We start from the raw sequence: 25,810 nt of genomic DNA, 5'->3' as shown, positions 1-25,810 counted from the left end.
GCGGCCGAGTTCGAATTCAATGACATGATACCCGCCGCCGCTGCCGGCCAGGCTCTTGGATGTGCTCTTAGATCTGGAAGCGACGTTTCTAGCGCGAAAACAGATTTCCATCCCCGATGAAAAGAAAGTTGTCAGTTGTGGCTGGCTGGTTCCCGCGGGCGTCGGGAACAATGATATAAATCAAGCGGGTAGGTCCGGAAATCTTGTAACCGATCTGGCATAGGCCTTGCTAACCGTTATCACCAGCACAACCATAAAACTTGTCAGGGGAGGGCAATGGATTTCCAGCAAGGCAAACATGTTTTGGTGCGGGGCGGCCTGCCTGAGGTCGATGCCGCGAACGTTGACGACTTTCTCGCGGGCGTCGACGCAGCTGGCGTCGTTGCGGTCCTGCTATCGGCCGGAGACCCCGCGCGCTTTCCCGAGGCGATCGACATTGCCATCGTGCTGCCTGAACTGATTAAGGCCTTCCAGGGTCGGCTTCGCGGCGCGGTGATCGCGCGTGCGGCGGAAGCCGAACTTGGACAGCGGTTCGGCGTACGCGTGCAGCCGACGCTGATCCTCATCGCCAAGGGCGAGACGCTCGGGCTGATCGCGAAGATCCAGGATTGGTCGGTCTATATCGACCGCATCTCCAAGCTGATCGACCGGCCGCGCTCCAGCGGCGCCTCCGTCGTGGCGACCATCATGCCCCAGCATCGTTCACCGGGGGCGGGACTATGAAGGCGGGATTCTGGGTTGCCGCTGAAGGCGCTGAGCAGCCGGTCAGCGTCTTTCCGATCGGCGAGGAGAGCCTTAACACGGCCAATAGCGGACTGACCGCTGCCGGCGCGCTGGCAAAACTCGCAACGCTGGACAGCGCAGAACTGGCAAGAAATTGTCCCAATGCCGTCGAATTGCTGTCGAAGCTGGCGTCCGCCATTTCACAGCAGAAGAGCGATGGTCCGACGCAGCTCTTTCGCCTCGAGGCTCTCAACGATCTCGAGCGCAGGCTGATCGCGGACGTACTGGGCGAAGGCGAGGTCGCCGGCGTCGTGGCGCTGCCGGATGGCTCGGTCGCGCAGATTCAGGAATCGGTGCTTGCCGGAATCTGGCGGGTGCGGCTCGAGATCGATGCTGCCCACGAATATGTCGAGGTCGGTGCCATCCCTGAGATCGTCAGGCGCGCGGCTGTCGATCTCACCGCTGACGATTTCGGGATCGGCGAGGCGCCGGAAGGCGCCATGAACGTGCTGCCGGTGCTCGCCGAAATCCGCGAGCGCGCGCAAGCATGGCGTCCGGGCACGCGCTCGCAGATCATCAATTTCACGCTGCTGCCGATGAGCCCGGTCGACATGTCGTTCCTGCAGGAGACAATCAGGAATGGGCCTATCCAGCTCGTCTCGCGCGGCTATGGTGCCTGCCGGGTGCTCGCGACCGGCGTGCGCAACGTGTGGTCGGTGCAGTTCTTCAACGCCATGGACACCATCATCCTCGACACGCTGGAGGTGGGCGACGTCCCCACCGCGGTGCTTGCCGCGGACGAGGACTTCGAGGATTCGGCCGAGCGCCTGCGGGAAATCATCGAGGCCTATTTCAAATGAGCGGCTTTGAGAACTTCGGCGTACGCCAGGATCTTGCCGACGAGGCGCGCATGGAGTGCGGCATCTGCTGGAGTGTGTACGCTCCGGCCGAAGGCGATCAGGTGGCTCAGGTCGCGGGCGGCACGCCGTTTTCGGCATTGCCCGAGGACTGGCGTTGCCCGAACTGCGATGCGCCGAAGTCCAAATTCATGGCAGTCGAGCATGATGCATGAGGCGGACCAGCACCCCGTGTCCGACGGCGGTGTCGATCCCGCGGCGTGGGGCGCGGTGCTGGCCGAGGCCTATCGCGCGATCGGCGAGCGCACGATGCGCGAGCTACCGATCTATAATGACGCGCTTGGCGTCGAGCCGGTCGGCTTTCGCATCTTCAATGGCAGGATCGTGGGCATCATGATCACGCCCTGGTTCATGAATGTGGTGGTGCCGGCGAGCGACGCGTCGGCTTCTGTGGCGACGCCGGGATCGAGCCTGCGTTTTCGATTTCCCACGGGCGAGATCGATTTTACTGTCAGCGATGTGGCGCCTGTCGGCCGCATCGCGAGCTGCTCGCTGTTTTCGCCGATGTCGGAGTTCGCTGACATGGGGTCCGCCCGTGCCGTGGCTGAAGCGGCGATCGAGGCCTTGATGCAGCCGGCCGCGGACGATGAAGCGGAAAGCCGCCGGGCTGTGAAGAGTTCGATCGATCGGCGGAGCTTCCTGCGCGGCGCGCTCAAGGAGCAGCGCGGATGAGCATCGCCTTCCGCAACGAGATCGATGTCACCGTTGCTTTTGAAGGCAACGTGATCCGTGCGGTGGAGATCCTGCCGCGGGCGCGGCCGCCGCTGACGCGGTTGTTTGCCGGCAAGCCGGCATCGTCGCTACTTTCGGTGCTGCCGCGACTGTTCTCGCTGTGCTCCGCCGCGCATCAGGTGGCGTTCGTGTCGGCCGTGGAGGCCGCGCGCGGCGAAGACGCAAACCCGGAAGTGAAGCAGCAACGCATGAAAGCCGTCGTTGCCGAACGGCTGACCGAGCTGGTGCGCGGCCTGTTCCTCGGGCGGAGCGCGCCGGATCAGGCAAGCGCGGCGATCCTTCGCGAACTCTTGCAGACGCTTGCCGTAATCGGCGGCGGAAGCTCCGCCGGGGATGTGCGGCGTCAGGCGGTGTCGCGGATCAGTACGGCGCTCGCCTCGCTTGGCATTTCGCGCGACGCGGCACCGAAGCCCGGCAGCGCTTTGGCGCATCAACTCGCCAATTTGGAGGATGGCGCGCTGGCGCCGGTGGCGCTCGCGCCATCCTTCCTCTCCGCAGCCGATGATCGCGACATCGCTGTTCGGCTGATTGCGGAAGGGACGACATTCTCCGACGCGCCCGATCTCGATGGCCGGATTCCGGAAACCGGCGTGTGGGCGCGCCATTCCACGTGGAGCGCGGCCACGCCGGATCGTGGGGGACCGGCAGAACGGCTCAAGGCGAAGATCGCCGAGGCCGGGCGGCTCGGCGCCTGGCTCGAAGGAGACGAGGATCGTGTGCTTGGTGAGAGCTCCATCGAAAGCTACCGGCTGGGAGCAGGGCAGGGCACCGCTGCGGTCGAATGCGCGAGGGGCCGGCTCTATCATGCCGTCGAGCTCGACCGCGAAGGTCGCATTGTCCGCTTCGAGTTCCTGGCGCCGACTGAATGGAATTTTCACACCCGCGGCCCGCTGGTGCGGGCGCTGGAGGGGGCTGCGGTCGAAGATGGCCTCCCGGGTCGGGAAGCGGTCCGCGCCCTGGTCGGATCGTTCGATCCCTGTGTCGGGTTTAATCTCACCTTTCGCGAGGCGGTCCATGCATGAGATGGCGCTATGCGAGGGGATCATCCAGATCGTCGAGGAGGAGGCGCGCCGCCGCGCCTTTTCGAAGGTGAAGACGGTGTGCCTTGAGATCGGTGCGCTGAGCCATGTCGCGCCTGAGGCCATGAAGTTCTGCTTCGAGGCGGTGGCAGCGCGCACGATCGCGGCAGGAGCGGTGCTCGAAATCGTTGAAACACCCGGTGTCGCCTGGTGCATGGCCTGTTCGAAGAGAGTCGAGATCAAGCAGCGCTACGAGCCGTGTCCCTCCTGCGGTGGCTACCAGCTGCAGGTCACTGGCGGCGAAGAGATGCGGGTGAAGGAACTGGAGGTCGACTGATGTGTACGGTTTGCGGCTGCAGCGACGGAAAATCCTCCATCGAAGGCGCGGACGATCACGCGCACGACCACGCTCATCAGCACGATCACGCGCATCCTTATCATCACCATGGCGGTCACGACCACGGCCAAGGTCACGACCACGATCATGCAGGCCATGGCGCGCACCATCATCACCACCATCAAGGCGATGGGCACGGTCACGACCATCACCACCACGGCGCGGCTCATGATCACGCCACCGGCGATGCGGGCCTGGTCGACTGCGGTGCCAATCCGGCAGGACAGAAGATCGCCGGCATGAGCAGCGACCGTATCATCCAGGTCGAACGCGATATTCTTTCCAAGAACGACAAGCTAGCCGCCGCCAACCGGGCCCGTTTCCGGGCCGACGATGCGCTCGCCTTCAATCTCGTTTCCAGCCCCGGCGCCGGCAAGACCTCGCTCCTGGTCCGCGCCGTCTCCGATCTGAAGGACACGTTTCCGATCGGCGTGATCGAAGGCGACCAGCAGACATCGAACGATGCCGAGCGCATCCGTGCGACCGGCGTCCCCGCCGTCCAGATCAACACCGGGAAGGGATGTCATTTGGACGCGGCGATGGTGGCCGAGGCCTATGACCGGTTGCCCTGGCTCAATGGCGGCATTCTGTTCATCGAGAATGTCGGCAACCTGGTGTGCCCGGCGGCGTTCGATCTTGGGGAAGCCTGCAAGATCGTAGTGTTCTCGACGACGGAAGGCGAAGACAAGCCGCTCAAATACCCCGACATGTTCGCGGTCTCCTCGCTCATGCTGATCAACAAGATCGATCTTGCGCCGGTGCTCGACTTCAACCTCGCCCAGACCATCGAATATGCGCGGCGAGTGAATCCAAAGATCGAGGTGCTGACGGTCTCGGCCCGCACTGGCGAAGGCATGGCGACTTTCTATGCGTGGATTCGCAAGCAGTCATCCAGGATGAATGCGGCGACTTTGCGCGCGGTGTCCGGATGAGCATGGGCGTGCCCACCATGGCGAAAGAGGCGACCCGGTTGCGCCTGCACGTGCGCGGTGCCGTGCAGGGCGTCGGCTTCCGTCCCTATGTCCATGGCCTCGCCTCGCGCTACTCTCTTGCCGGCTTTGTCGCCAACGATCCGCATGGCGTCGTGATCGAGATCGAGGGCGAGCGGACGTCGGATTTTGTTGCCGCGCTGCCACGCGAAAAGCCGCCGTTGGCACGCATCGACCAGATCTCGGTCCAGGAGATCGGCAGCCTTGCCGCCGATGAATTCCATATCCGCGCCAGCGAGCAGGGCAGGGTGTCGACGCGGATCGTCGCCGATGCTGCGACCTGTCCGCAATGCCTCGAAGAGCTGTTCGATCCGAACAGCCGCTTCTATCTCTATCCTTTCATTAACTGCACGCATTGCGGCCCGCGCTACACCATTGCCGAACGGCTGCCTTACGACCGGCCGTTCACGGCAATGAAATCGTTCGCGATGTGCGCCGCCTGCGCGGCCGAATATGCCGATCCGGGCAGCCGGCGCTTCCATGCCGAGGCGATCGCCTGTCCGCAATGCGGCCCGCGCCTCAACCACGGGGTTGCGGACATTGCGGCAGCGATTGCCGAAGGCAAGATCGTCGCCATCAAGGGGCTCGGCGGCTACCAGCTCCTCTGCGATGCGCGCAACCACGAGGCCGTGCAGCGGCTGCGACAGCGCAAGCAGCGCGATCAGAAGCCGTTTGCCGTCATGGTCGCGGCTGCCGACGCGGTAGGTGAGATTGCCGAAGCCGCTGGAAGCGAAATTGCGCTGCTTGAATCAGCCGCGCGTCCGATCGTGCTGCTGCGGTCGCGGAATAGTCTGGCGCCGGCGCTTGCCCCTGGGTTGTCGCGGATCGGCGTGATGCTCCCGGTGGCGCCGCTGCATCACCTGGTGCTGCACGCGCTTCGTTCAATCCATCCGCGGGCGGACGGCGCTAATGGGGCCGTCGTCGCCACCAGCGCCAATCCCGGCGGCGAGCCGCTGGTCATCGCCAATGACGAAGCGGCGCGGCGCCTTGCCGGCATCGCCGACCTGATCGTGACCCATGATCGCGACATCTTCACGCGAGCCGACGATTCTGTCGTCTCGGTCGTGGCGGGGCGGACGCAATTCATTCGCCGCGCGCGCGGCTATGTTCCGGAGCCGATCCGCCTCGCGAGGCCCGTCCCGCCGGTGCTCGCGGTCGGCGGTGCGCTGAAATCGACCATCACCGTGACGCGCGGCGACGAAGCGTTCGTCTCGCAGCACATCGGCGATCTCGACACCGCTGAAGGAATCCGGTTCTTCGAGGAGACGGTCCGGCATCTGGTGTCGACCCTGGATGTCGAACCAGCGGTGGTGGCTCACGATCTGCATCCCAACATGGCTTCCACCCGCTTTGCCGAAGCGAGCGGATGCAGGCTGGTCCCCATCCAGCATCATCATGCGCACGCGGCATCCGTCATGGCGGAACACGGCCTCGAGGGGCCGGTGCTGGCGTTGGTCCTCGACGGCTACGGCTATGGCAGCGACGGCGGCAATTGGGGCGGCGAACTGCTGTTGTGCGAAGGCGCGCGCTTTCAGCGCATCGGACAGCTGGCGCCGCTCAAGATGCCCGGCGGCGATCGCGCCGCCCGCGAGCCGTGGCGGATGGCAGCTGCCATGCTGCAATCCTTGCGGCGCGGCGCCGAGATCCCGCAGCGGTTCGCGGCGCAGCCACAGGCCGAACGCCTTGTGGCGCTGCTCGACCAGCCCGATGTACCGACGACCACCAGCGCGGGCCGCCTGTTCGATGCGGCGGCAGGATTGCTCGGCATCACCGAAGTGCAGAGCTATGAGGGCGAAGCTGCGATGAAGCTCGAGGCGCGCGTTCGGCGCGCAGCGGTTTTCGACCGGGGCTGGGCCATCGAGGGCGGCGTGCTGTCCATGCATCCGTTGTTCGAACGGCTGGCCTTCGATGTCATGGATCCTACCCAGGGAGCGGAGCTGTTTCACGGCACCTTCGCGGCCGCCTGCGTCGACTGGATCGGACGCGCTGCGCGATCGACAGGTGTCGCCAATATTGTCCTGAGCGGTGGCTGTTTCCTCAACGCGGTTCTCAGCGAACAGGTGCAGCATGGCTGCATGGCCGCCGGGCTCAATCCGCTGCTGCCGCGTCAGGTGCCGCCCAATGACGGCGGCCTGAGCCTGGGCCAGGCGTGGATCGCCGCCCTCAAAATCAACGAATCCGACAGCCTGGAAGGAAGCCTCTAGATGTGTCTTGCCATCCCCGCTGAGGTCACGAAGATCCTGCCCGACGACATGGCCGTGGTCTCGATCGACGGCGTCAGCAAGGAAATATCGGTCGCGCTGATCGAGGATCTTGCCGTGGGCGACTACGTCATCATTCACGTCGGCTACGCTCTTACCAAGATCGACCCCGAGGAGGCGATGCACACCCTGGAGCTGTTGCGCGAGCTCAGCGGCGCAAGGCAGGAGTCGCCTCAATGAAATACGCCGACGAGTTTCGCGACAAGTTGATCGCGCAAGGCCTCGCGCGGGCGATCCGGGCCGAGGCCGATCCAAAAAAGGCCTATCGCTTCATGGAATTCTGCGGCGGCCACACCCACGCCATCTCCCGCTATGGCCTGGAGGACATGCTCCCCGGCAACGTGCGGATGATCCATGGTCCGGGCTGCCCGGTCTGCGTTCTCCCTGCGGGGCGCATCGACATGGCGATCAGGCTTGCCGAGCGGCCGGAAATCATTCTGTGCGTCTATGGTGACCTGATGCGCGTGCCGGGCTCGCAAGGTGCCTCGCTCCTGCGGGCCAAGGCGCGCGGCGCCGACGTCCGCATGGTTTATTCGACCATCGATGCGATCAGGATCGCGGAGGAAAATCCCGGGCGCGAGGTCGTTTTCTTCGCCATCGGCTTCGAGACCACGACCCCGCCGACCGCGGTGATGATCCGCCTTGCCGAGAAGAAGCAGCTTTCAAATTTCAGTGTGTTCTGCAACCACGTGCTGACGCCGCCGGCGATGCAGAACATCCTCGAAAGCCCTGACATCCGCAACATCGGCCGTATCGAGATCGATGGTTTCGTCGGACCCGCGCACGTCTCTACCATCATCGGCACCGAGCCTTACGAATTTTTCGCCGAGGAATTCGGCAAGCCGGTGGTGATCGCGGGCTTCGAGCCGCTCGACATGATGCAGGCCATCCTCATGCTGGTGCGGCAGGTGAACGAGGCGCGTCACGAGGTCGAGAACCAGTACAGCCGGGCGGTGACGCGCGAGGGAAACATCCGGGCCAAGGAGGAAGTTTCCGACATCTTCGAACTGCGCGACCAGTTCGAATGGCGCGGGCTCGGGCTCGTGCCCTATAGCGGCCTGAAGCTGAAGCGGGCCTACGCCAAATACGATGCCGAGGTCCGCTTTGCCATGGACGAGCTTCGCGTCGACGACAATCCGGCCTGCGAATGCGGCGCTATCCTGCGCGGTGTGAAGAAGCCGGTTGACTGCAAATTGTTCGGCACGGTGTGCACGCCGGAGACGCCGATGGGATCTTGCATGGTGTCCTCCGAAGGCGCCTGTGCCGCGCATTGGACCTACGGCCGCTTCCGCGATCATCAGCACAGGCGGGCGTCATGAGAGCCTATCAGCGCAAGCTCGACATCAAGAACGGCTGTGTCGACCTCTCCCACGGCTCCGGCGGCCGCGCGATGTCGCAGCTCATCTCGGGTCTGTTTCACGAGGCGTTCGGCAATGAATGGCTGGCGCGCGGCAACGACCAGTCGGCCTTTGACGTCCGCGCCGGCCGCATGGTGATGACGACGGACGGTTACGTGGTCTCGCCGCTGTTCTTTCCCGGCGGCAATATCGGCTCGCTCGCCGTGCACGGCACGGTCAACGACATCGCCATGGCAGGGGCGCGACCGCTTTATCTCTCGGCCAGCTTCATCATCGAGGAGGGGTTTCGCTTCTCCGATCTGAAAATGATCGCCGATTCCATGGGCGAGGCGGCACGCACCGCCGGTGTGTACATCATTACGGGCGATACCAAGGTGGTCGAGCGCGGCAAGGCCGACGGGCTGTTCATTTCGACAGCCGGCGTCGGCGTCGTGCCTGAGGGGCTTGATCTGTCGGCCGAGAAGGCCAGGGTGGGTGATCGCGTGCTGGTCTCCGGCAGCCTCGGCGACCACGGCGTCGCCATCATGTCCAAGCGCCAGAATCTGGCCTTCGAGACCGAAATCGTCTCTGACTCCGCGTCACTGCACGACCTTGTGGCGAGGATGGTCGAAGCGGGCGGTGCCGGCATTCGCGTGATGCGCGATCCGACGCGCGGTGGCCTCGCCGCGACGCTGAACGAGATCGCCCAGCAATCCGGGCTCGGCTTTCGGCTGCAGGAGGAAGCCATTCCGCTAAAACCTGCCGTTGCCGCGGCCTGCGAACTGCTCGGACTTGATCCGCTGTATGTCGCCAATGAAGGCAAGCTGGTTGCGATCGTGGCGCCCGAGGCTGTCGAGGCCGTGCTCGCAGCGATGAAGGCGCATCCGCTCGGCCGCGATGCCGCCGCCGTCGGTGAAGCCATCCCCGATGATCATCATTTCGTGCAGATGGTGACGGGCTTTGGTGGCGGCAGAATCGTCGACTGGTTGTCGGGCGAACAGCTGCCCCGGATCTGTTGAGCACGCCGATGCGCATCCTGCTCCTGTCCCATTCCTTCAACAGCCTGACGCAGCGGCTGCATGTCGAGCTGAGAGAGCGTGGACATGAGGTATCGGTCGAGCTCGATGTTCATCCTGATGTGACGCGCCAGAGCATTGAGCTGTACCAGCCGGATCTTGTGATCGCCCCGTTCCTGAAGCGGGCGATCCCGGAAGACGTGTGGCGTACCGTGCGTTGCCTGATCGTCCATCCCGGACCGCCAGGCGATCGTGGTCCGGCGGCGCTCGACTGGGCGATCCTCGAAGGTGCCTCCAAATGGGGCGTCACAGTGCTGCAGGCGGACGGCGAGTTCGACGCCGGCCCGATCTGGGCCTCGCGCACGTTTCCAATGCGGAGCGCTGCAAAATCCAGCCTCTATCGCCACGAGGTCACGCAAGGCGCAGTGCAGGCGGTCCTGGAAGCGATTGCGGCCATCGAAGCGGGACGCCCGGCGCCGGCGCCGATGCGGCATGACGATCCGCGCATCCGCACTCGGGGCGTGTGCCGGCAGGCCGACCGCACCATCGACTGGCAGAGCGATACGACTGCTGAGGTCCTGCGCAAGATCCATAGCGCCGACGGCATGCCGGGCCTCGTCGACAGCCTGCTTGGGCAGGACGTGCGCGTGTTCGATGCCCATGAGGCTCACGGTATTGGCGGAACCCCGGGCGAGGTCGTGGCGCAATGCGCCGGCGCGCTTGCCCGTGCCACGGTCGATGGCGCGGTTTGGATCGGCCACGTTCGCTGCGTCGAGCCGAAGAGCCTGAAGCTGCCCGCGGCGAAGGTCCTCGCAAACGAGGCCGCCGATCTGCCGCATCGTCCGGGATGCGGCTACGCGCCGATCGGATATCGCGAGCATGGCGATATCGGCGAGCTGGAATTCTCCTTCTACAATGGCGCCATGAACACCGAGGCGTGTCAGGCCTTGCTTGAGGCCTATCAGGCCGCGCTTGAGCGCCCGACCAGAGTGCTGCTGCTCACTGGCGGCTTCGATTACTGGTCGAACGGGATACATCTTGCCGAGATCGAGGCGGCCGAAAGCGCGGCCGACGAGTCCTGGCGCAACATCAACGCGATCGACGATCTGGCACGGGCGATCATCGAGACGACCGATCGGCTGGTCGTTTCCGTCATCCGCGGCAATGCCGGCGCCGGCGGGGTATTCTTAAGCCTTGCCGCCGACCAGGTGTGGGCGAGCGACCAGGTCGTGCTCAACCCGCATTACAAGGACATGGGCAATCTCTACGGCTCGGAATACTGGACCTACCTGTTGCCGCGCCGCGTCGGCGCCGCCAATGCGGCGAACATCACGCGCTGCCGCTTGCCGATGGGCATGGCGGAGGCCCGTCGTCTCGGCCTGGTCGACCGCGTGCTCGAACCTACGGAGATGGATTCCAATAACCTCGTAAAGCTTGCCGCCGCCACGGCCTCGGACGATGGCTATCTCGCACGGGTCGCCGAAAAGCAAAGGCGTCGCGCGGCGGACGAGGCGGCGAAGCCGCTCGAAACCTACCGCAACGAGGAGCTGCGCCGTATGCGGCTCAACTTCTATGGCTTCGATCCGAGCTATCACGTGGCTCGCTACAATTTCATTCACAAGGTGCCGAAGTCGCGCACGCCGTTGACCATCGCGCATCACCGGTCGCGGCGCGACAAGGGGAGCCGTCAGGCGGTGCAGTCATGAGCGTGCAGGGGACCATTCTTGTCGTCGATGACGAAATCCGCTCGCAGGAAGCGCTGCGGCGGGTGCTGAACCAGGATTTCGAGGTGCTCTGCGCCGGTAGCGCGGCGGATGCGGAGAAGCTGCTGGAAGGCGAGATCGTCCACGCCATCATCTGCGACCAGCGCATGCCGCAGGAATCGGGTGTGAGCTTCCTGAAGCGCGTGCGCGAGCTGTGGCCCGATCCGGTGCGGATGATCATCTCCGGCTATTCGGATTCCGAGGATATCATCGCCGGTCTCAACGAGGCCGGCATCTACCAGTACATCACCAAGCCGTGGCAGCCCGAGCGCCTGATCGAGATCGTCAGGGAAGCGGTCCAGCTCTATCGGCTGCAGAAGGAAACCGAAACCGTCGGCGTCGACGTCAAGGCGACGCCGGGCCACATCAAGAAGGTGGTCTCGGTCAAGCGTGGCGCCGCGAAGCAGCTTTACGACTTCGACCGAATTGTGCATTCGCCGGACAGCCCGATGCACCAGGTGATCGAGCTCGGCAAACGCGCGGCCGAATACGACATCTCCGTGCTGATCACGGGTGAATCCGGCACCGGCAAGGAGCTTCTGGCACGCGCCATCCACTACGGTTCGGCGCGCGCTTCCAAGGCTTTCGTCGTCGAGAATTGCGGCGCCTTGCCCGACGAATTGCTCGAAAGCGAGCTGTTCGGCTGCAAGAAGGGCGCATTTACCGGCGCCTACCAGGATCGCATTGGATTGTTCGAGGTCGCGGACGGCGGCACCATCTTCCTGGACGAGATCGGCGAGACCTCGCCGGCCTTCCAGGTGAAATTGCTGCGCGTGCTGCAGGAAAGCGAGATCAGGCCGCTCGGTGCCCAGCGCGTGCGCAAGGTCGACGTGCGCGTGGTGGCGGCCACCAACCGCGATCTAGAGGCCGAGGTCGAGGCGGGCCGTTTCCGGCGCGATCTCTATTATCGTCTCGCGGCTTTTCCGGTTCACATGCCGGCGTTGCGCGAACGGCCCATGGACATTTCGCTGATCGCCCAGGGTGTGCTCGCCTCGGTCAAGAGCTCGTTCAACCGTCCGAGCCTCCGGTTCTCGCCGTCGGCGCTGGAGGAGTTTGCCAAGTATCCCTGGCCGGGCAATGTGCGCGAGCTGCAGAATGAAATCCAGCGCCTGGTCGTGTTGGCGGATCAGGACGAGCTGAAATGCCCGCCGCAATTGGGGCGGCGTAATGGAAAACGTGCGGCACCCCCGCTCAGCGGCAAGCTCAATGGTTCGGCCACGCTGAAGGACAAGGTGGAGGATCTCGAGAAGTCGGTCATTGTCAGCTATCTGGAGAAGTTCGAAGGAAATATCAGCAAGGTCGCGGCCGAGCTCGGGCTGTCACGGGTTGGCTTGCGGAACAAACTGTCCAGGTACGACCTGAGGAAAAATGGCAAAGCCGACGGACTCTCCTGAGATTCCGGAAGCGGAATCGCTGCTCCGGCTGATTGCCAACCGCGGCACGATCGAGTTCGACCATGAGCGCGAGGGCGCCTGGATCGAAGTCATCCGCAAGATGGATGAGGTCTATTCCGACCTGCTGCGCTACGAGGTCGATCTCGAGCGAAAGAACGCGGAGCTCGAGGACGCGCAGGCCTTCGTCACCAACGTCATCGAGTCGGTCTCCGATATTCTCGTCGTGTGCGACGCGCGCGGGCTGGTGCAGCAGGTCAACTCCGCGTTCCAGAACACGCTCGGCCGCACGGTTAAAGACATCGTCGGCAGGAACATCGCCGACATCATCGATGTCGCAGACAACCCCAGGCTGGTGCCCCTATTGAAGCCGCGCTCTCAATCCGAGGTGGTGGATGGCGAGCTCAGGTTCGCCGCCGACGCCGGCAGCTCCGATCTGTTCGCCATCAACTCTTCGCCGCGCCACGATCATCGCGGCCGCTTCATCGGCGTGGTGTTGACGGGACGACCGATCGGCGAGCTCCGGCGCGCCTACGAGGCACTGCACAAGGCGCATCACGAATTGCAGCGGGCGCAGCGCCAGCTCGTCGAGCAGGAGAAGATGGCCAGTCTCGGTCGTCTTGTCGCAGGCGTCGCGCACGAACTGAACAATCCGATCAGTTTCGTCTATGGCAATATTCACACCTTGATGCGCTACCGCACGGCTCTGGTTTCCTATCTCGACGCCATCCACGGCAAGGCCAGGGGGAGTGATCTGGCAGCGCTCAAGAAGAGCCTGCGCATCGACGCCATTGTGGAGGATTTCGGTCCGCTGATCGATGGCACGCTGGAAGGCGCGGTCAGGATTTCCGAGATCGTCAAGAACCTGCGGCGGCTTTCCTTCAGCAAGCTCGGCGAGGTCGAACGTGTCAATCTCGAGCGTCTGATCAATACCGCGGTGCTGTGGGCGGTGCGCACCAAGCAGATGCGGGTCGACGTCCAGATGGAGATCGAGCCGGAGCTGTGGGTCTCGGGCAATGAAGGACAGCTTCACCAGGTGATCGTCAACCTCGTCGAAAATGCCATCGACGCGATGCGCGGTGTCAACGCGCCGCGCCTGAAGGTGTCGGCCTCGCGCGCCGGCGGCGAGATCCTCATCAGGATTGCCGACAACGGATCGGGGATCGATAAGGATCACCTCAGCCACATCTTCGAGCCGTTCTTCACCACCAAGCGCGTAGGTGAGGGGACGGGTCTCGGGCTCTGGATCAGCTACGGTATCGTCCGCGAACATGGCGGAGAGCTCTTTGCCGCCAACGAGCCGGAGGGTGGCGCGACGTTCTCATTTGCGCTGCCGGCGGGGTAGGAAAGAAAGCTGTTCACCGGCGATCCGGAAGAAAGCCGCTCTCAATCGGCTGATGCGGGTTCCATCCCTGCGCGGGGAGAATCCGACCCGTAATGTCGGACTCCGTATCTCCGGATACCCGCCAGGCCGCCAGTCCGAAATACGCGGTGAGCAACAGCCCTGTGACGATCAACAGCGCAATAGAAAGGCGACCCATGCGGAACCCCACAACTCGATCGAGTGCAGACGAACATTCGCGGCTGAGTCGGAAAATGCAGAGCAACTGACCTAACGCTAGTTTTCCACGCCGATGGCCCTGCTAAGAGGGCCTTATGATCGCGGCGTACATTATGGTCAGTACCGCGCCGACGAACACCAACATCACCACCACGTATGGCTTGACCATCGCGTGCTGAACGGCGATCGGGGACGCGATCTCCGCCGCAGGTCCATTGCCGACCGTTAGTGATGGCGTGACCTGAATGATATTCACCCAGCGATCTGTCCAGTTCGCGTCAGCGGAAGCGGAAGCGGGAACGGGAGCGGCCGCGGACACGTCCGCTCGATGGTTCCATGACAGTTGCGCCCGGAAGTCGGGAACACTGCCGCTATCAGGCAACATCTTCGACATCGATTCACGCCACTTGGATTCATGCGACTTGGATTCATGCGACTTGGACCGATCATTTCGTTGCTGAGCTTGCTCGCGGGCTTTGCGTGCAGCTCCGTGGACCGAACGGCGTCGGCCAGGCCTGGCGTCCCAGCAGCGATTTGGACCATGCCAATAGAGGTGTACCGAGCCAAAATGGCGCCGCGCCTCGGTCTTGGTCATGCAAGACTCCGACGCATATGAAGGGCGCGCTATCACCAATATCGATACAACGATCATTGCGACGCGCATGGGGCGCTCCGTCTCTTCCATCAGGTACAGAAGTTTCCGAAATGCGTCGGCCCAGATTGATGTTCAGGAAACAAAACGCGGCAATTATGGCCGGTTGGGCAACATGTCTGTCCTATTGGCGTCCCGCCTTGTCAGGGGTGGCCCAACGCCACGACCCACTGCGCCTGGACGACATCTGGAACTGGCCCTGAGAGGCGGCCAGCGTACCGCAAGTTCCCGGCGCGGGGTTCAGCTGACTGCCTCGACGCGTCACCCGACAGCGACATCCGGCAGATAGTTCGATCCCTCCGATCCCAGGAAATCGAACATCGCCTGTGCCGGCGGCAGCAGCACCTTGTCGCTGCGGCGGATCACGTACCACTGGCGCACGATCGGCAGACCCGCGACATCGAGGACGACGAGTCGGCCTTCGGACAGCTCGTGCGCAACCGTGTGCGCGGAGATCAGGGCGATGCCAAGCCCTGCCATGACGGCCTGCTTGATGGTCTCGTTGCTGCTCATCTCCATTCCGATGATGGGCTCGAGGTCTGACCTCTGGAACAGGCCTTCCATCAGCGTCCGCGTGCCCGATCCCGGCTCGCGGGTGAGAAAGGTCTCGTGCACGAGGTCGGTCAGGTTGAGGCCGGAATCCTTTTCCAGCCAATGGCCCTTGCGCGCGATGATGACGTGCGGGTTCTTGCCGAGCTGGCGGACATCGACATCGACGTCGGCCGGTGGCCGACCCATCACCGCGAAGTCGAGATCATAGCCATGCATCGCGTCGCGGATCTCCTCGCGGTTGCCGATCGTCAATTTGATGTCGATCTTGGGAAAGCGCCGGGAGAAGGCGGCAATCGCGTGGGGCACGAAATACTTCGCCGTGGAGACCGCGCCGAGATGCACCGAACCGCCCGTGCGGCCGGCGAGCAGGTCGAGCGCACCCTGGCAATCGGCGATCGCAGCCTCGATCCTTCCTGCGAGCGCCACCACTTCCTTTCCAGCCGCCGTCAGCAGCATGCCCTCTCCGGTCCGCTGCAACAGAGGAACGCCGGCGAGGTCCTGGAGCTGGCGCAGCTGCTGGGTCACCGCAGGCTGGGTCAGCCCGAGATGGTTCGAGGCCGCCGTCACGCTGCCCTTGACCGACAAGGCCGCCAGCGACCGTAGCTGCCTAAGCGTCAGGTGCCGCAGCTGTGCATTATAAGAAAAATCTTTGGCGCTCATTATAATTAGAAATTTCCTTATTAAGCCAGCTCTGTCAATTTCTTTCTTGCTGGCTCTGCCCGCGCCAACCCGACCCGAGGGGAACAAAGGCAGCGGCGGCCGCAGGGACGGACGCACATGACAGGGCAACTCACGCTTGAAGCCTATCTGCAACGGTATTCCGAAACCGGGCCGCTGGCCCTGATGGTCTCCGCTGCAATCGACGCGGTCGCTACGGCCGCCGTCGAAATCGCCGATCTGACGAGCCGGGGGCATTTGTCCGAAGTCTCGGGTGTTGCGACCGGCCACAACAGCGACGGCGATCTGCAGCACGATCTCGACGTTCGCACCGATGAGATCCTTCGCCGTTACCTCAGCCGGATTCCGATCGCCGCCGTTGCCTCGGAAGAAATGAGGGAGGCTGAGATCCGTGATCCGAGCGCGAAGATCTGCGTCGCCATCGATCCGCTGGACGGCTCCTCCAATATCGACATCAACATGACCGTGGGCACGATCTTTTCGATCCTGCCCGCGCCCGATGATCCAACGCTTGCCTTCCACCAGCGCGGTACGGCGCAGCTTGCGGCCGGCTTCGTGACCTACGGCCCGCAGACCTCGCTAGTGCTGACCGTGGGCGAGGGCGTCGACATCTTTACGCTCGATCGCGCTGCCGGCTGCTTCAAGCTGGTGCGACGGGGGGTTCGGATTGCCGAAGGCGCCGACGAGTTCGCGATCAATGCCTCCAACCGCCGGCACTGGGATCCAGCCGTGCGCGCGTTCATCGATGAATGCGTCGCCGGTGTCGACGGTCCCGCCAATCGCGACTTCAATATGCGGTGGATCGGCTCGCTGGTTGCCGAGACCCTCCGGATTCTCACCCGCGGCGGCGTGTTCCTCTATCCATCCGATGCACGGCCGGGCTATGGCGACGGCCGGCTTCGCCTGGTCTATGAGGCCCATCCGATCGCCTTCATCGTCGAGCAGGCGGGTGGTTCGGCCTCAACCGGGCGCGAGCGTGTTCTCGAGCTCGCTGCGCAGAACCTGCACCAGCGCGCGCCTCTGATCATGGGGACGCGCCACCAGGTGCAGCGCATCGAGGAATTACATTGCGATCCGCTGCTCGTTGCGAGCGTCTCCGCGCCCCTGTTCGCGCGGCGCGGCTTCTTCCGCTTGTGAGGGAGCCGGAATGTCCAGGAAGCATCCGATCATCTCGATAACCGGTTCCTCCGGCGCGGGGACGAGCTCCGTCAAGCGCACCTTCGAGCAGATCTTCCATCGCGAGGGCGTCAAGGCCGTCTACATCGAGGGCGACGCGTTTCACCGCTATGACCGCGCCGAGATGCGCGCGCAGATGGCGCGCGAAGCCGAACGGGGCAACAAGCACTTCAGCCATTTCAGCCCGCAGACCAACCTGTTCGAGGAGCTGGAGAAGGCGTTTCGCGACTATGGCGAGACCGGTAGCGCAGTCACCCGTCATTACATTCACGACGACGAGGAGGCCGCCCGCCATGGCAGCCCGCCCGGCACCTTCACGGCGTGGAAGCAGCTCCCCGAGGGCTCCGAGCTCCTGTTCTACGAGGGTCTGCACGGCGCCGTCGTCACCGACAAGGTCAATGTCGCGCGCTATGCCGACCTGAAGATCGGCGTCGTGCCGGTCATCAATTTGGAATGGATCCAGAAGCTGCATCGCGACCGCAGCGCCCGCGGCTATTCGACCGAAGCGGTCACCGACACGATCCTGCGCCGGATGCCGGACTACATTAACTACATTTGCCCGCAATTCACCGAGACCGACATCAACTTCCAGCGCGTCCCGACGGTCGACACCTCCAATCCGTTCATCGCGCGCTGGATCCCGACCCCCGACGAATCGATGGTCGTGATCCGCTTCAGGAATCCGCGCGGCATCGATTTTCCCTACCTGCTCTCGATGCTGCCGAACAGCTTCATGTCGCGCGCCAATTCGATCGTCTGCCACGGCGGGAAGCTCGACCTGGCGATGCAGCTCATCCTGACGCCGCTCATCATGCAGCTCATCGAGCGCAAGCGGGGCATCAAGTGAATCGGGAAATTCGCAAAGAAAACGGGAGGTTGTCATGAACATTTCGGTTCGTGCGGAGGCTGACCTGAACCTGGTCGCTCACCACGATCTCGCCAATGCCGTCCGCTTCCTGGCGGTCGACGCCATTGAGAAGTCGCAGTCCGGCCACCCAGGCCTGCCCATGGGCATGGCCGACGTCGCAACCGTCCTGTTCTCGCGCTTCTTGAGATTCGATGCCGCGCATCCGACCTGGCCGGACCGTGACCGCTTCGTGCTCTCGGCCGGTCACGGTTCGATGCTGCTCTATGCTCTTCTCCACCTCTCCGGCGGTGACGTCAGCCTCGACGACATCCGCAGCTTTCGGCAATGGGGTTCCAAGACGCCCGGTCATCCGGAGTACGGCCACACGCCGGGCGTCGAGACCACCACCGGGCCGCTGGGACAGGGGATCGCGACCGCAGTCGGCATGGCGCTCGCCGAGCGGATGGCCAACGCGCGCCATGGCAATGAGCTGGTCGATCACTTCACTTACGTGATTGCCGGCGACGGTTGCCTGATGGAAGGGATTAGCCAGGAGGCAATCTCGCTCGCGGGGCACCTGCAGCTCGGACGCCTGATCGTCCTGTTCGACGACAATGGCATCTCCATCGACGGGCCGACTTCGCTAGCGACCTCCGACAATCAACTCAAGCGCTTTGCCGCCTCGGGCTGGTCGGTCCGCTACGTCGACGGCCACGACCACGAGGCGATCGCCCAGGCCATCGCCGAGGAGCGCGCCACGGACCGCCCGTCGCTGATCGCGTGCCGCACCGTCATCGGTTATGGCGCGCCGGAACGCCAGGGCACGGAAAAGGCGCATGGTGCGCCGCTTGGCCCCGATCAGGCTGCTGCCGCCCGCAGGAATCTGGGCTGGGAGTACCAGCCGTTCGTCGTCCCTATTCCCGTCAGCAAGGCTTGGCGGATGATCGGGCAGCGCGGTCAGCTTGCCCGTCTCGCCTGGCTCGACCGGTACGAGCGGCTCGATCCGGCGCAGCGCGAACGCTTCGATCAGGACCAGGCTGTAACGATTCCCTGTGCCTACGAGCGGGCGGCGGGCAAGCTGCGCGAGCGGCTGGCGACGGAACGTCCCAAGCTCGCGACACGCCAGGCTTCGCAACTGGTGCTCGACGCGATCGCGTCGACGCTTCCGGGACTGATTGGGGGTTCGGCGGATCTCACCCATTCGAACCTGACGCAGAGCAAGACCCAGCATCCGGTCCGCCCCGGCGAGTTTGCCGGCGACTACATCCATTATGGCATTCGCGAACACGGGATGGCGGCGGCGATGAACGGCATCGCGCTGCATGGTGGCTTCATTCCCTATGGCGGCACCTTCCTCGCGTTCTCCGACTACAGTCGGCCGGCGATCCGTCTCGCCGCCCTGATGCGTCTGCGCGTCATCCACGTCATGACTCACGACTCGATCGGGCTTGGCGAGGACGGTCCCACCCATCAGCCGGTCGAGCATCTCGCCGCGCTGCGCGTCATTCCAAATCTCCTGGTTTTTCGGCCGGCTGATGCCGTCGAGACACTGGAAGCCTGGGACTGCGCGCTGCGGTCCATCGATCGTCCCTCGGTCCTGTGCCTCTCGCGCCAGGGTTTGCCGACCTTCCGCAGCGATGCGCGCGGCAAGAATCGGGTGGCGCGCGGCGCCTATCTCGTGGTCACCCCCGACGGTGGCCGCGACGTCACGTTGATCGCGACGGGCTCGGAAGTCTCGATCGCGCTGGAAGCCGCTCGCCTGCTTGCGACCGAGCATATCCGCGCCGCGGTGGTCTCGGCACCGTGCTTTGCGCTGTTCGAGGAGCAGCCTGATGAATACCGCGCCCATGTGCTGGGCTCGGCGCCGCGGGTCGGGATCGAAGCGGCGGTGCTCGGCGACTGGGCGCGCTGGATCGGGTCTGACGGCGAGTTCGTCGGCATGCGCGGCTTCGGTGCTTCCGCCCCGGCATCCGTTCTCTACCGCGAATTCAACATTACTCCCCAAACGATCGCAGCAGCGGCCAGGCGCTCGATCGCTCGTGAAGCAAAGCGCACCTAACCAGGCCGAAACACAAGCGAACGGAGAGATCTCTTGGCACGCATTACCCTTCGGCAACTGCTCGATCATGCCGCGGATCACGGCTACGCCGTGCCGGCTTTCAACATCAACAACATGGAACAGGGCATCGCCATCATGCAGGCGGCCTCCGCCGTCGACGCGCCGGTCATCATCCAGGCCTCGCGCGGCGCACGCAGCTATGCCGGCGACATCATGCTCTCGCACATGATCGATGCGCTGGAAAAGACCTATCCCGACATTCCGCTCTGCATGCATCAGGACCACGGCAATGACGAGGCGACCTGCGCCAGCGCCATCGCCAACGGCTTCACCTCGGTGATGATGGACGGGTCGTTGAAGGCGGACGCCAAGACCGCCGCCGACTACGACTATAACGTCGCGGTCACGCGGCGGGTCGTCGACCTCGCGCATTGGGTCGGTGCATCCGTGGAAGGCGAGCTCGGCGTGCTCGGCTCGTTGGAACATGGCGGCGGCGAGCAGGAGGACGGCCATGGCGTGACGGGCAAGGTGAGCCAGGACCAGTTGCTCACCGACCCCGACCAAGCGGCCGAATTCGTTCGCGCCACCAAGGTCGATGCGCTCGCGATTGCGATGGGCACCTCGCACGGCGCCTACAAATTCACGCGCAAGCCGGATGGCGCGATCCTCGCGATGCGGGTGGTCGAGGAGATTCATCGCAGGCTGCCCAATACGCATCTGGTCATGCACGGCTCGTCCTCGGTGCCGCAGGTTCTGCAGGACATGTTCAACGAGTTCGGCGGGCAGATGCCGCAGACCTGGGGCGTTCCGGTCGAAGAGATCGTTCGCGGCATCAGGAGCGGCGTGCGCAAGGTCAATATCGACACCGATTGCCGCCTGGCAATGACCGCGGTGTTCCGAAAAGTGGCGGCGCAGAGCCGCAGCGAGTTCGACCCGCGAAAATTCTTGAAACCCGCGATGGATGCGATGCGCGACTTGTGTCGCGAGCGCTTCGAGCAGTTCGGCACGGCCGGCCACGCCGCCAAGATCAAGGTCATTCCCTTGAGCGAGATGGCGCGGCGCTATCGTACGGGCGAACTCGATCCGCGCGTCGGCAGTCCGGCGTCGGTTGCGGCTTGAATGGCTGAGCGAACCGCGATGGGGCAATTTAAGGAGAACAACATGAATGCACATGCAGGAACGCTTCGCGGCAAGGAACGCTACCGCTCGGGCGTGATGGAATACAAGCGCATGGGCTATTGGGAGCCCGACTATGTGCCGAAAGACACCGACGTGATCGCGATGTTTCGGGTGACGCCGCAGGACGGCGTCGATCCGATCGAGGCATCGGCGGCAGTCGCAGGCGAATCCTCCACCGCCACCTGGACCGTGGTGTGGACCGATCGACTGACCGCGGCGGAAAAGTATCGCGCCAAGTGCTACCGGGTCGATGAAGTGCCGGGCGCTCCGGGGCAGTATTTTGCCTACATCGCCTATGATCTCGACCTGTTCGAGCCGGGATCGATCTCGAACCTGTCGGCCTCCATCATCGGCAACGTGTTCGGCTTCAAGCCGCTCAAGGCGCGGCGCCTGGAAGACATGCGCTTCCCCGTGGCCTATGTGAAGACCTTCCAGGGACCAGCCACGGGAATCGTGGTCGAGCGCGAGCGGCTCGACAAGTTCGGCCGGCCGCTGTTAGGGGCGACCATCAAGCCGAAGCTGGGATTGTCCGGCCGCAATTACGGGCGCGTGGTCTACGAGGCGCTGAAGGGCGGGCTCGACTTCACCAAGGACGACGAGAACATCAACTCGCAGCCGTTCATGCATTGGCGCGACCGCTTCCTGTACTGCATGGAAGCCGTCAACCGCGCCCAGGCGGCCTCGGGCGAGATCAAGGGGACCTATCTCAACGTCACCGCCGCGACCATGGAGGACATGTACGAGCGTGCCGAGTTCGCCAGGGAGCTCGGCTCGGTCGTGGTCATGATCGATCTCGTGATCGGCTACACCGCGATCCAGTCGATGGCCAAGTGGGCGCGCCGAAACGACATGATCCTGCATCTGCACCGCGCCGGTCATTCGACCTATACGCGCCAGAAATCCCACGGCGTGTCGTTCCGCATCATCGCCAAATGGATGCGGCTGGCCGGCGTCGACCACATCCATGCCGGCACGGTAGTCGGCAAACTGGAGGGCGATCCCAACACGACGCGCGGCTACTACGACATCTGTCGGGAAGACTTCAATCCGATGAAGCTCGAGCACGGCATCTTCTTCGACCAGTCCTGGGCCAGCCTCAACAAGCTGATGCCGGTAGCCTCAGGCGGAATCCATGCCGGACAGATGCACCAGCTGCTGGACCTGCTTGGCGAGGACGTCGTGCTGCAGTTCGGCGGCGGCACCATCGGCCATCCCATGGGAATTGCGGCTGGCGCCACCGCCAACCGCGTGGCGCTGGAAGCCATGATTCTCGCCCGCAACGAGGGCCGCGACTACCTGCACGAAGGACCGGAGATCCTGGCGAAGGCGGCGGCGAACTGCACGCCGCTGAAGGCGGCTCTCGAGGTCTGGAAGGACGTGAGCTTCAACTATCAGTCGACCGACACGCCGGACTTCGTGCCGACCGCTCTGGCCGCCGTTTGAGGAGAGACACGATGAGACTGACACAAGGTTGCTTCTCGTTTCTGCCCGATCTGACCGACGACCAGATCTACAAACAGGTGCAGTATTGCCTGGCGAACGGCTGGGCGGTGAATATCGAGTTCACCGATGACCCGCATCCACGCAACACCTATTGGGAGATGTGGGGCCTGCCGATGTTCGATCTCTCGGATGCGGCCGGCGTCATGATGGAGCTCGCCGAATGCCGCAGGGTGTATGGCGACCGCTACATCCGCATCAGCGGCTTCGATTCTTCCCATGGCTGGGAGTCGGTCCGGATTTCATTCCTCGTGAACCGGCCGGCGCAGGAGCCCTATTTCGCGCTGGAGCGGCAGGAAGTGGCCGGACGGGTCGTGCGTTACGCCACGCGGCTCTGTCCGTCACGGGAAGCGACGCCGTAAGGTGAAAGAGATTCCGCACGGAGCGCTTGCCTCCCCGCTCCGGGTTTTTGGCGGACAACTGCTTCGCCGCCAGCGGCGAAGCCCTTCTATTCGAGATGCCGATGCTTGACCTGCAATGCGCGAACAATTCGAGCCTGTGTGGCGGTGCAGCATCGCCGCCTTCTGGCTTCGACCTTCGGAAGGAAGCCGAGGCCGCAGGGATCACCGAGACGCTGCGGGAGCTGGAGCACGAGCTGATCGGCCTCAAACCGGTCAAGAGCAGGGTGCGGCAGATCGCTTCGCTTCTCCTGATCGAGCGCATTAGGCAGCGGGCGGGTCTCGTCTCTTCCCCGCCGACGCTGCACATGTCGTTCACCGGCAATCCGGGCACCGGCAAGACCACCGTTGCGTTGCGCATGGCAAAGATCCTGCACGGGCTCGGCTTCGTGCGGCGCGGGCAGGTGATCTCGGTGACGCGCGACGACCTCGTCGGCCAGTATATCGGGCACACCGCGCCCAAGACGAAAGAGATCCTCAAGAAGGCAATGGGCGGCGTGCTGTTCATCGACGAGGCCTATTACCTGCATCGTCCCGACAACGAGCGCGACTACGGGCAGGAGGCGATCGAGATCCTGCTGCAGGTCATGGAGAACCAGCGCGAGGACCTCGTCGTCATTCTCGCCGGTTACGGCGAGCGGATGACGAACTTCTTTGCCTCCAATCCGGGCTTTCGCTCGCGCATTGCCCACCACATCGAGTTTCCCGACTACTCGGAAGCGGAATTGCTCTTGATCTCCGAGTTGATGCTGAAGGAGCGCGGCTATAGCTTCAGCGCCGCGGCGCGCGAGGCCTTCGTGAACTACATCGCCTTGCGGATGACACAGCCATTCTTTTCCAACGCCCGCTCCATCCGCAACGCCGTCGATCGTATCCGCCTTCGACAGGCCGACCGGCTGGTTTCCGATCTCGATCGCATGCTGGAGATCAAGGATCTCGAGACCATCGATTCTTCCGATGTGCTGGCGAGCCGGGTCTTCAGCGCTTCGCCGCCTGGCGAGGGACGAGAGCCGTCGGAAAGGACGTCGTAAGTGCCGAAAGAGATCGCGATGGCGCGCTCGATCCTAGCTGCCGACTTTGCGAGGCTGGCAGAGGAAGTCGACAAAGCCGCTTGACGTGCACCTGATGATCGCGCCGGCCGATCCCTCTCAAAGCGTTTGCGCAAGCCGGTGTTGATATCATCACCCTCCCGCGCCGAGCCGGTCCGCATCTCGACCGCTCGCCGCAGGCCATTAGGGCGCTGCGCAAAAGGGCCGGCGTCAGATCGCTGAGGGATTGGCTCGCATGGCGGGGCTGCAATATAATTCAGGAGCCCTCTGAAATTTCGAAAGTTTGAAGTGTTTTCGTGCGCGCGGATCGCGACTCTTTTTTGTTCCATTCTTTCCCGAAAGTTAACAGTTTGGCGCTGTAGTAAGCCGTTTCTGCGTGCGGCTCGTGAAGACAGCCGCGACAACTTGCCATCCAAGCGAATCTGTTTGTCGCAAAACCGCAATCACCATGACGCAATGAAGGGGGACAACATCATGAGCATGATCCCGGAGAAGACCGTCATGGAAAACGTGCGTCGCTATCGGGCACTGGCATCGCTCTGCCGCCAGCAGGCGGCCTACCGGCCGCAGCAGAGCTGGCAGCTTCTCGGACAGGCCGAGCGCTGGGAGCACCTGGCGGCAGCCGAGCTCGAGGCCAGCTTCAGGGCTCGCAATGCGATGATGGATGGCGAGGCGAAAATCGAATCGCGTCAAGCCACGACAACCGCAGCGGCATAAGCCGCTCCGGTCGCGCTGCACGTAGCCTGAATTTTAATGGGACATCAGGGTGGGAACCGTCATGGTCTCCAGCATGGCGCGCGTAACGCCGCCCAGGAAGGATTCCTGCAGGCGCGAATGCCCGTAGCCGCCCATGACGAGCATGTCGAGACCCTCGTCGGCGGCCAATGACAGGATCATCGGCTGGATTTCCGAGCGTGCTCCTGAAAGCGCAATTGTCTTGCTCGTGAGTCCTGAGCGCGCAAGATGCTTTGTGAGATTGGCCGCCGAGACTTCGGCGGGAACGGACTCCGCCTCATTGACCGTGATGATGGTCAGCTCATCGGCCTTGGCGAGGAACGGCATGGCATCCTTCAGGGCGCGAGCGGCGACGCGGCTGCCGTCCCAGCAGATGCCGATTCGCTTCGCCTTGAAGGCCCCTCGGAAGATGTGGGGCAGAAAGAGCACCGGCCCGCCCGCCTGGAAAAGGATTTCCTGCGGCAGCGTATTGTCGAACGATCCCTGTTCCGGCTCCGGCTGCAGGACGATGCACAGGCCATAGAGCCTCGCGGTTGCGCCGACCGAAGCTGCGGCCTCGGCCGGGATCGCGCCGATGGGACGGCAGCTGTAGGCAATGCCGGCGTTCTTGGCTTCCGCTTCAAATACTTCGAGGGCGGCTTTCGCGCGCTCCATGGCGTTTTCGCGTTCGATCTCGAAAACTGCGGCAACCGCTGCGCCGCCTTCCATGACATAGGCGGCACTGGTGGACACGTACCCCACGGCCAGCGCATCAAGATGGAGCCCGTAGGTGGCTGCCAGCGAGACCGAACCATCGACGATCGGCCTCAAGGCTCGCTCGGTCGGGACATGGACAAGAACATCTTTGAACATCACGGCGCCTCCAGCGGAATCCATCAG

25 protein-coding genes and 1 pseudogene are annotated in these 25,810 nt (G+C 63.6%); 23 read left to right on the top strand and 3 right to left on the bottom strand.

Translation table 11 applies throughout. The annotated features are described in order from the left end of the window. Positions 1-276 precede the first annotated feature (276 nt). From HY852_RS02270 to HY852_RS02205, 14 genes are read left to right on the top strand one after another with little or no spacing between them, the layout of a single operon-like run. Entirely contained in the window at positions 277-723 is a 447-nt protein-coding gene (locus HY852_RS02270; RefSeq protein ID WP_291602292.1) for a hydrogenase accessory protein, read from the top strand. Continuing rightward, positions 720-1,583: a hydrogenase expression/formation protein gene (locus tag HY852_RS02265; protein ID WP_291602290.1), complete on the top strand. Its 864-nt coding sequence runs from the start codon at positions 720-722 to the stop codon at positions 1,581-1,583. Before HY852_RS02270 ends, HY852_RS02265 begins: the two co-directional genes overlap by 4 nt. Next, positions 1,580-1,795 (top strand): rubredoxin, encoded by a 216-nt coding sequence (locus HY852_RS02260; RefSeq protein WP_291602288.1) that lies wholly within the window; start codon positions 1,580-1,582, stop codon positions 1,793-1,795. Before HY852_RS02265 ends, HY852_RS02260 begins: the two co-directional genes overlap by 4 nt. Next, a complete protein-coding gene (hybE, locus tag HY852_RS02255; protein WP_291602286.1) occupies positions 1,785-2,312 on the top strand; it encodes a [NiFe]-hydrogenase assembly chaperone HybE in 528 nt (175 codons plus the stop codon). The genes HY852_RS02260 and hybE overlap by 11 nt, the downstream gene beginning before the upstream one ends. After that, complete coding sequence (locus HY852_RS02250; protein WP_291602283.1) at positions 2,309-3,394, top strand: nickel-dependent hydrogenase large subunit; 1,086 nt, start codon at positions 2,309-2,311, stop codon at positions 3,392-3,394. The genes hybE and HY852_RS02250 overlap by 4 nt, the downstream gene beginning before the upstream one ends. Then, on the top strand, positions 3,387-3,728 hold the full coding sequence (gene hypA / locus HY852_RS02245; protein ID WP_291602281.1) for a hydrogenase maturation nickel metallochaperone HypA: 342 nt from the start codon (positions 3,387-3,389) through the stop codon (positions 3,726-3,728). Before HY852_RS02250 ends, hypA begins: the two co-directional genes overlap by 8 nt. Next, on the top strand, positions 3,728-4,720 hold the full coding sequence (hypB, locus tag HY852_RS02240; RefSeq protein WP_291602279.1) for a hydrogenase nickel incorporation protein HypB: 993 nt from the start codon (positions 3,728-3,730) through the stop codon (positions 4,718-4,720). Before hypA ends, hypB begins: the two co-directional genes overlap by 1 nt. Further along, on the top strand, positions 4,717-6,981 hold the full coding sequence (gene hypF, locus HY852_RS02235; protein WP_291602403.1) for a carbamoyltransferase HypF: 2,265 nt from the start codon (positions 4,717-4,719) through the stop codon (positions 6,979-6,981). The genes hypB and hypF overlap by 4 nt, the downstream gene beginning before the upstream one ends. Further along, positions 6,982-7,218: a HypC/HybG/HupF family hydrogenase formation chaperone gene (locus HY852_RS02230; RefSeq protein WP_291602277.1), complete on the top strand. Its 237-nt coding sequence runs from the start codon at positions 6,982-6,984 to the stop codon at positions 7,216-7,218. It abuts the gene before it with no gap. Beyond that, complete coding sequence (hypD, locus tag HY852_RS02225; protein ID WP_291602275.1) at positions 7,215-8,357, top strand: hydrogenase formation protein HypD; 1,143 nt, start codon at positions 7,215-7,217, stop codon at positions 8,355-8,357. The genes HY852_RS02230 and hypD overlap by 4 nt, the downstream gene beginning before the upstream one ends. Further along, a complete protein-coding gene (gene hypE, locus HY852_RS02220; protein ID WP_291602273.1) occupies positions 8,354-9,394 on the top strand; it encodes a hydrogenase expression/formation protein HypE in 1,041 nt (346 codons plus the stop codon). Before hypD ends, hypE begins: the two co-directional genes overlap by 4 nt. An 8-nt stretch (positions 9,395-9,402) precedes the next feature. After that, positions 9,403-11,097 (top strand): hydrogenase maturation protein, encoded by a 1,695-nt coding sequence (locus HY852_RS02215; protein WP_291602271.1) that lies wholly within the window; start codon positions 9,403-9,405, stop codon positions 11,095-11,097. Beyond that, a complete protein-coding gene (locus HY852_RS02210) occupies positions 11,094-12,548 on the top strand; it encodes a sigma-54 dependent transcriptional regulator (protein ID WP_291602269.1) in 1,455 nt (484 codons plus the stop codon). Before HY852_RS02215 ends, HY852_RS02210 begins: the two co-directional genes overlap by 4 nt. Further along, complete coding sequence (locus HY852_RS02205; RefSeq protein ID WP_291602267.1) at positions 12,523-13,890, top strand: ATP-binding protein; 1,368 nt, start codon at positions 12,523-12,525, stop codon at positions 13,888-13,890. Before HY852_RS02210 ends, HY852_RS02205 begins: the two co-directional genes overlap by 26 nt. 298 nt (positions 13,891-14,188) lie before the next feature. On the opposite strand, the gene HY852_RS02200 is transcribed toward HY852_RS02205, so the two are convergent. Together HY852_RS02200 and HY852_RS02195 are read right to left on the bottom strand one after the other, a co-directional pair. After that, complete coding sequence (locus HY852_RS02200) at positions 14,189-14,701, bottom strand: hypothetical protein (RefSeq protein WP_291602266.1); 513 nt, start codon at positions 14,699-14,701, stop codon at positions 14,189-14,191. Between the two features lie 318 nt (positions 14,702-15,019). Next, complete coding sequence (locus tag HY852_RS02195) at positions 15,020-15,970, bottom strand: LysR family transcriptional regulator (RefSeq protein WP_291602265.1); 951 nt, start codon at positions 15,968-15,970, stop codon at positions 15,020-15,022. 117 nt (positions 15,971-16,087) lie between these two features. Between HY852_RS02195 and HY852_RS02190 the strand changes: the two genes are divergently transcribed. The 9 genes and pseudogenes from HY852_RS02190 (at position 16,088) to HY852_RS02150 (ending at position 24,913) form a co-directional block, all read left to right on the top strand. Next, positions 16,088-17,125: a class 1 fructose-bisphosphatase gene (locus tag HY852_RS02190; protein ID WP_291602263.1), complete on the top strand. Its 1,038-nt coding sequence runs from the start codon at positions 16,088-16,090 to the stop codon at positions 17,123-17,125. Positions 17,126-17,135: 10 nt separating this feature from the next. Further along, complete coding sequence (locus tag HY852_RS02185; protein WP_291602261.1) at positions 17,136-18,011, top strand: phosphoribulokinase; 876 nt, start codon at positions 17,136-17,138, stop codon at positions 18,009-18,011. A 34-nt stretch (positions 18,012-18,045) separates the two neighbouring features. Beyond that, on the top strand, positions 18,046-20,070 hold the full coding sequence (gene tkt, locus HY852_RS02180; protein ID WP_291602259.1) for a transketolase: 2,025 nt from the start codon (positions 18,046-18,048) through the stop codon (positions 20,068-20,070). A 33-nt stretch (positions 20,071-20,103) separates the two neighbouring features. Then, positions 20,104-21,189, top strand: coding sequence for a class II fructose-bisphosphate aldolase (fba, locus tag HY852_RS02175; RefSeq protein ID WP_291602257.1), 1,086 nt, complete (start codon positions 20,104-20,106; stop codon positions 21,187-21,189). Positions 21,190-21,231: 42 nt separating this feature from the next. Continuing rightward, positions 21,232-22,692 carry a form I ribulose bisphosphate carboxylase large subunit gene (locus HY852_RS02170; RefSeq protein ID WP_291602255.1) on the top strand — a complete coding sequence of 487 codons (1,461 nt, stop codon included), beginning with the start codon at positions 21,232-21,234 and terminating at the stop codon, positions 22,690-22,692. 11 nt (positions 22,693-22,703) lie between these two features. Beyond that, the gene (locus tag HY852_RS02165) at positions 22,704-23,111 is read left to right on the top strand and encodes a ribulose bisphosphate carboxylase small subunit (RefSeq protein WP_291602253.1); all 408 of its coding nucleotides are present in this window, start codon (positions 22,704-22,706) and stop codon (positions 23,109-23,111) included. 101 nt (positions 23,112-23,212) lie between these two features. Beyond that, on the top strand, positions 23,213-24,178 hold the full coding sequence (cbbX, locus tag HY852_RS02160) for a CbbX protein (protein ID WP_291602251.1): 966 nt from the start codon (positions 23,213-23,215) through the stop codon (positions 24,176-24,178). Then, positions 24,179-24,408: pseudogene (locus tag HY852_RS02155) on the top strand (ribulose-phosphate 3-epimerase); the annotation flags it as partial. It abuts the gene before it with no gap. 289 nt (positions 24,409-24,697) lie between these two features. Beyond that, positions 24,698-24,913, top strand: coding sequence for a hypothetical protein (locus HY852_RS02150; RefSeq protein ID WP_291602402.1), 216 nt, complete (start codon positions 24,698-24,700; stop codon positions 24,911-24,913). A 33-nt stretch (positions 24,914-24,946) separates the two neighbouring features. On the opposite strand, the gene HY852_RS02145 is transcribed toward HY852_RS02150, so the two are convergent. Further along, complete coding sequence (locus HY852_RS02145; RefSeq protein ID WP_291602249.1) at positions 24,947-25,783, bottom strand: universal stress protein; 837 nt, start codon at positions 25,781-25,783, stop codon at positions 24,947-24,949. Positions 25,784-25,810 lie beyond the last annotated feature (27 nt).

Origin of the sequence: Bradyrhizobium sp. (assembly GCF_016213215.1) — a bacterium.
In the GTDB taxonomy this organism is placed as follows: domain Bacteria; phylum Pseudomonadota; class Alphaproteobacteria; order Rhizobiales; family Xanthobacteraceae; genus Bradyrhizobium.
The sequence above is the reverse complement of the archived record's forward strand: the minus strand, read 5'-3'. Positions and strand labels throughout refer to the sequence as shown.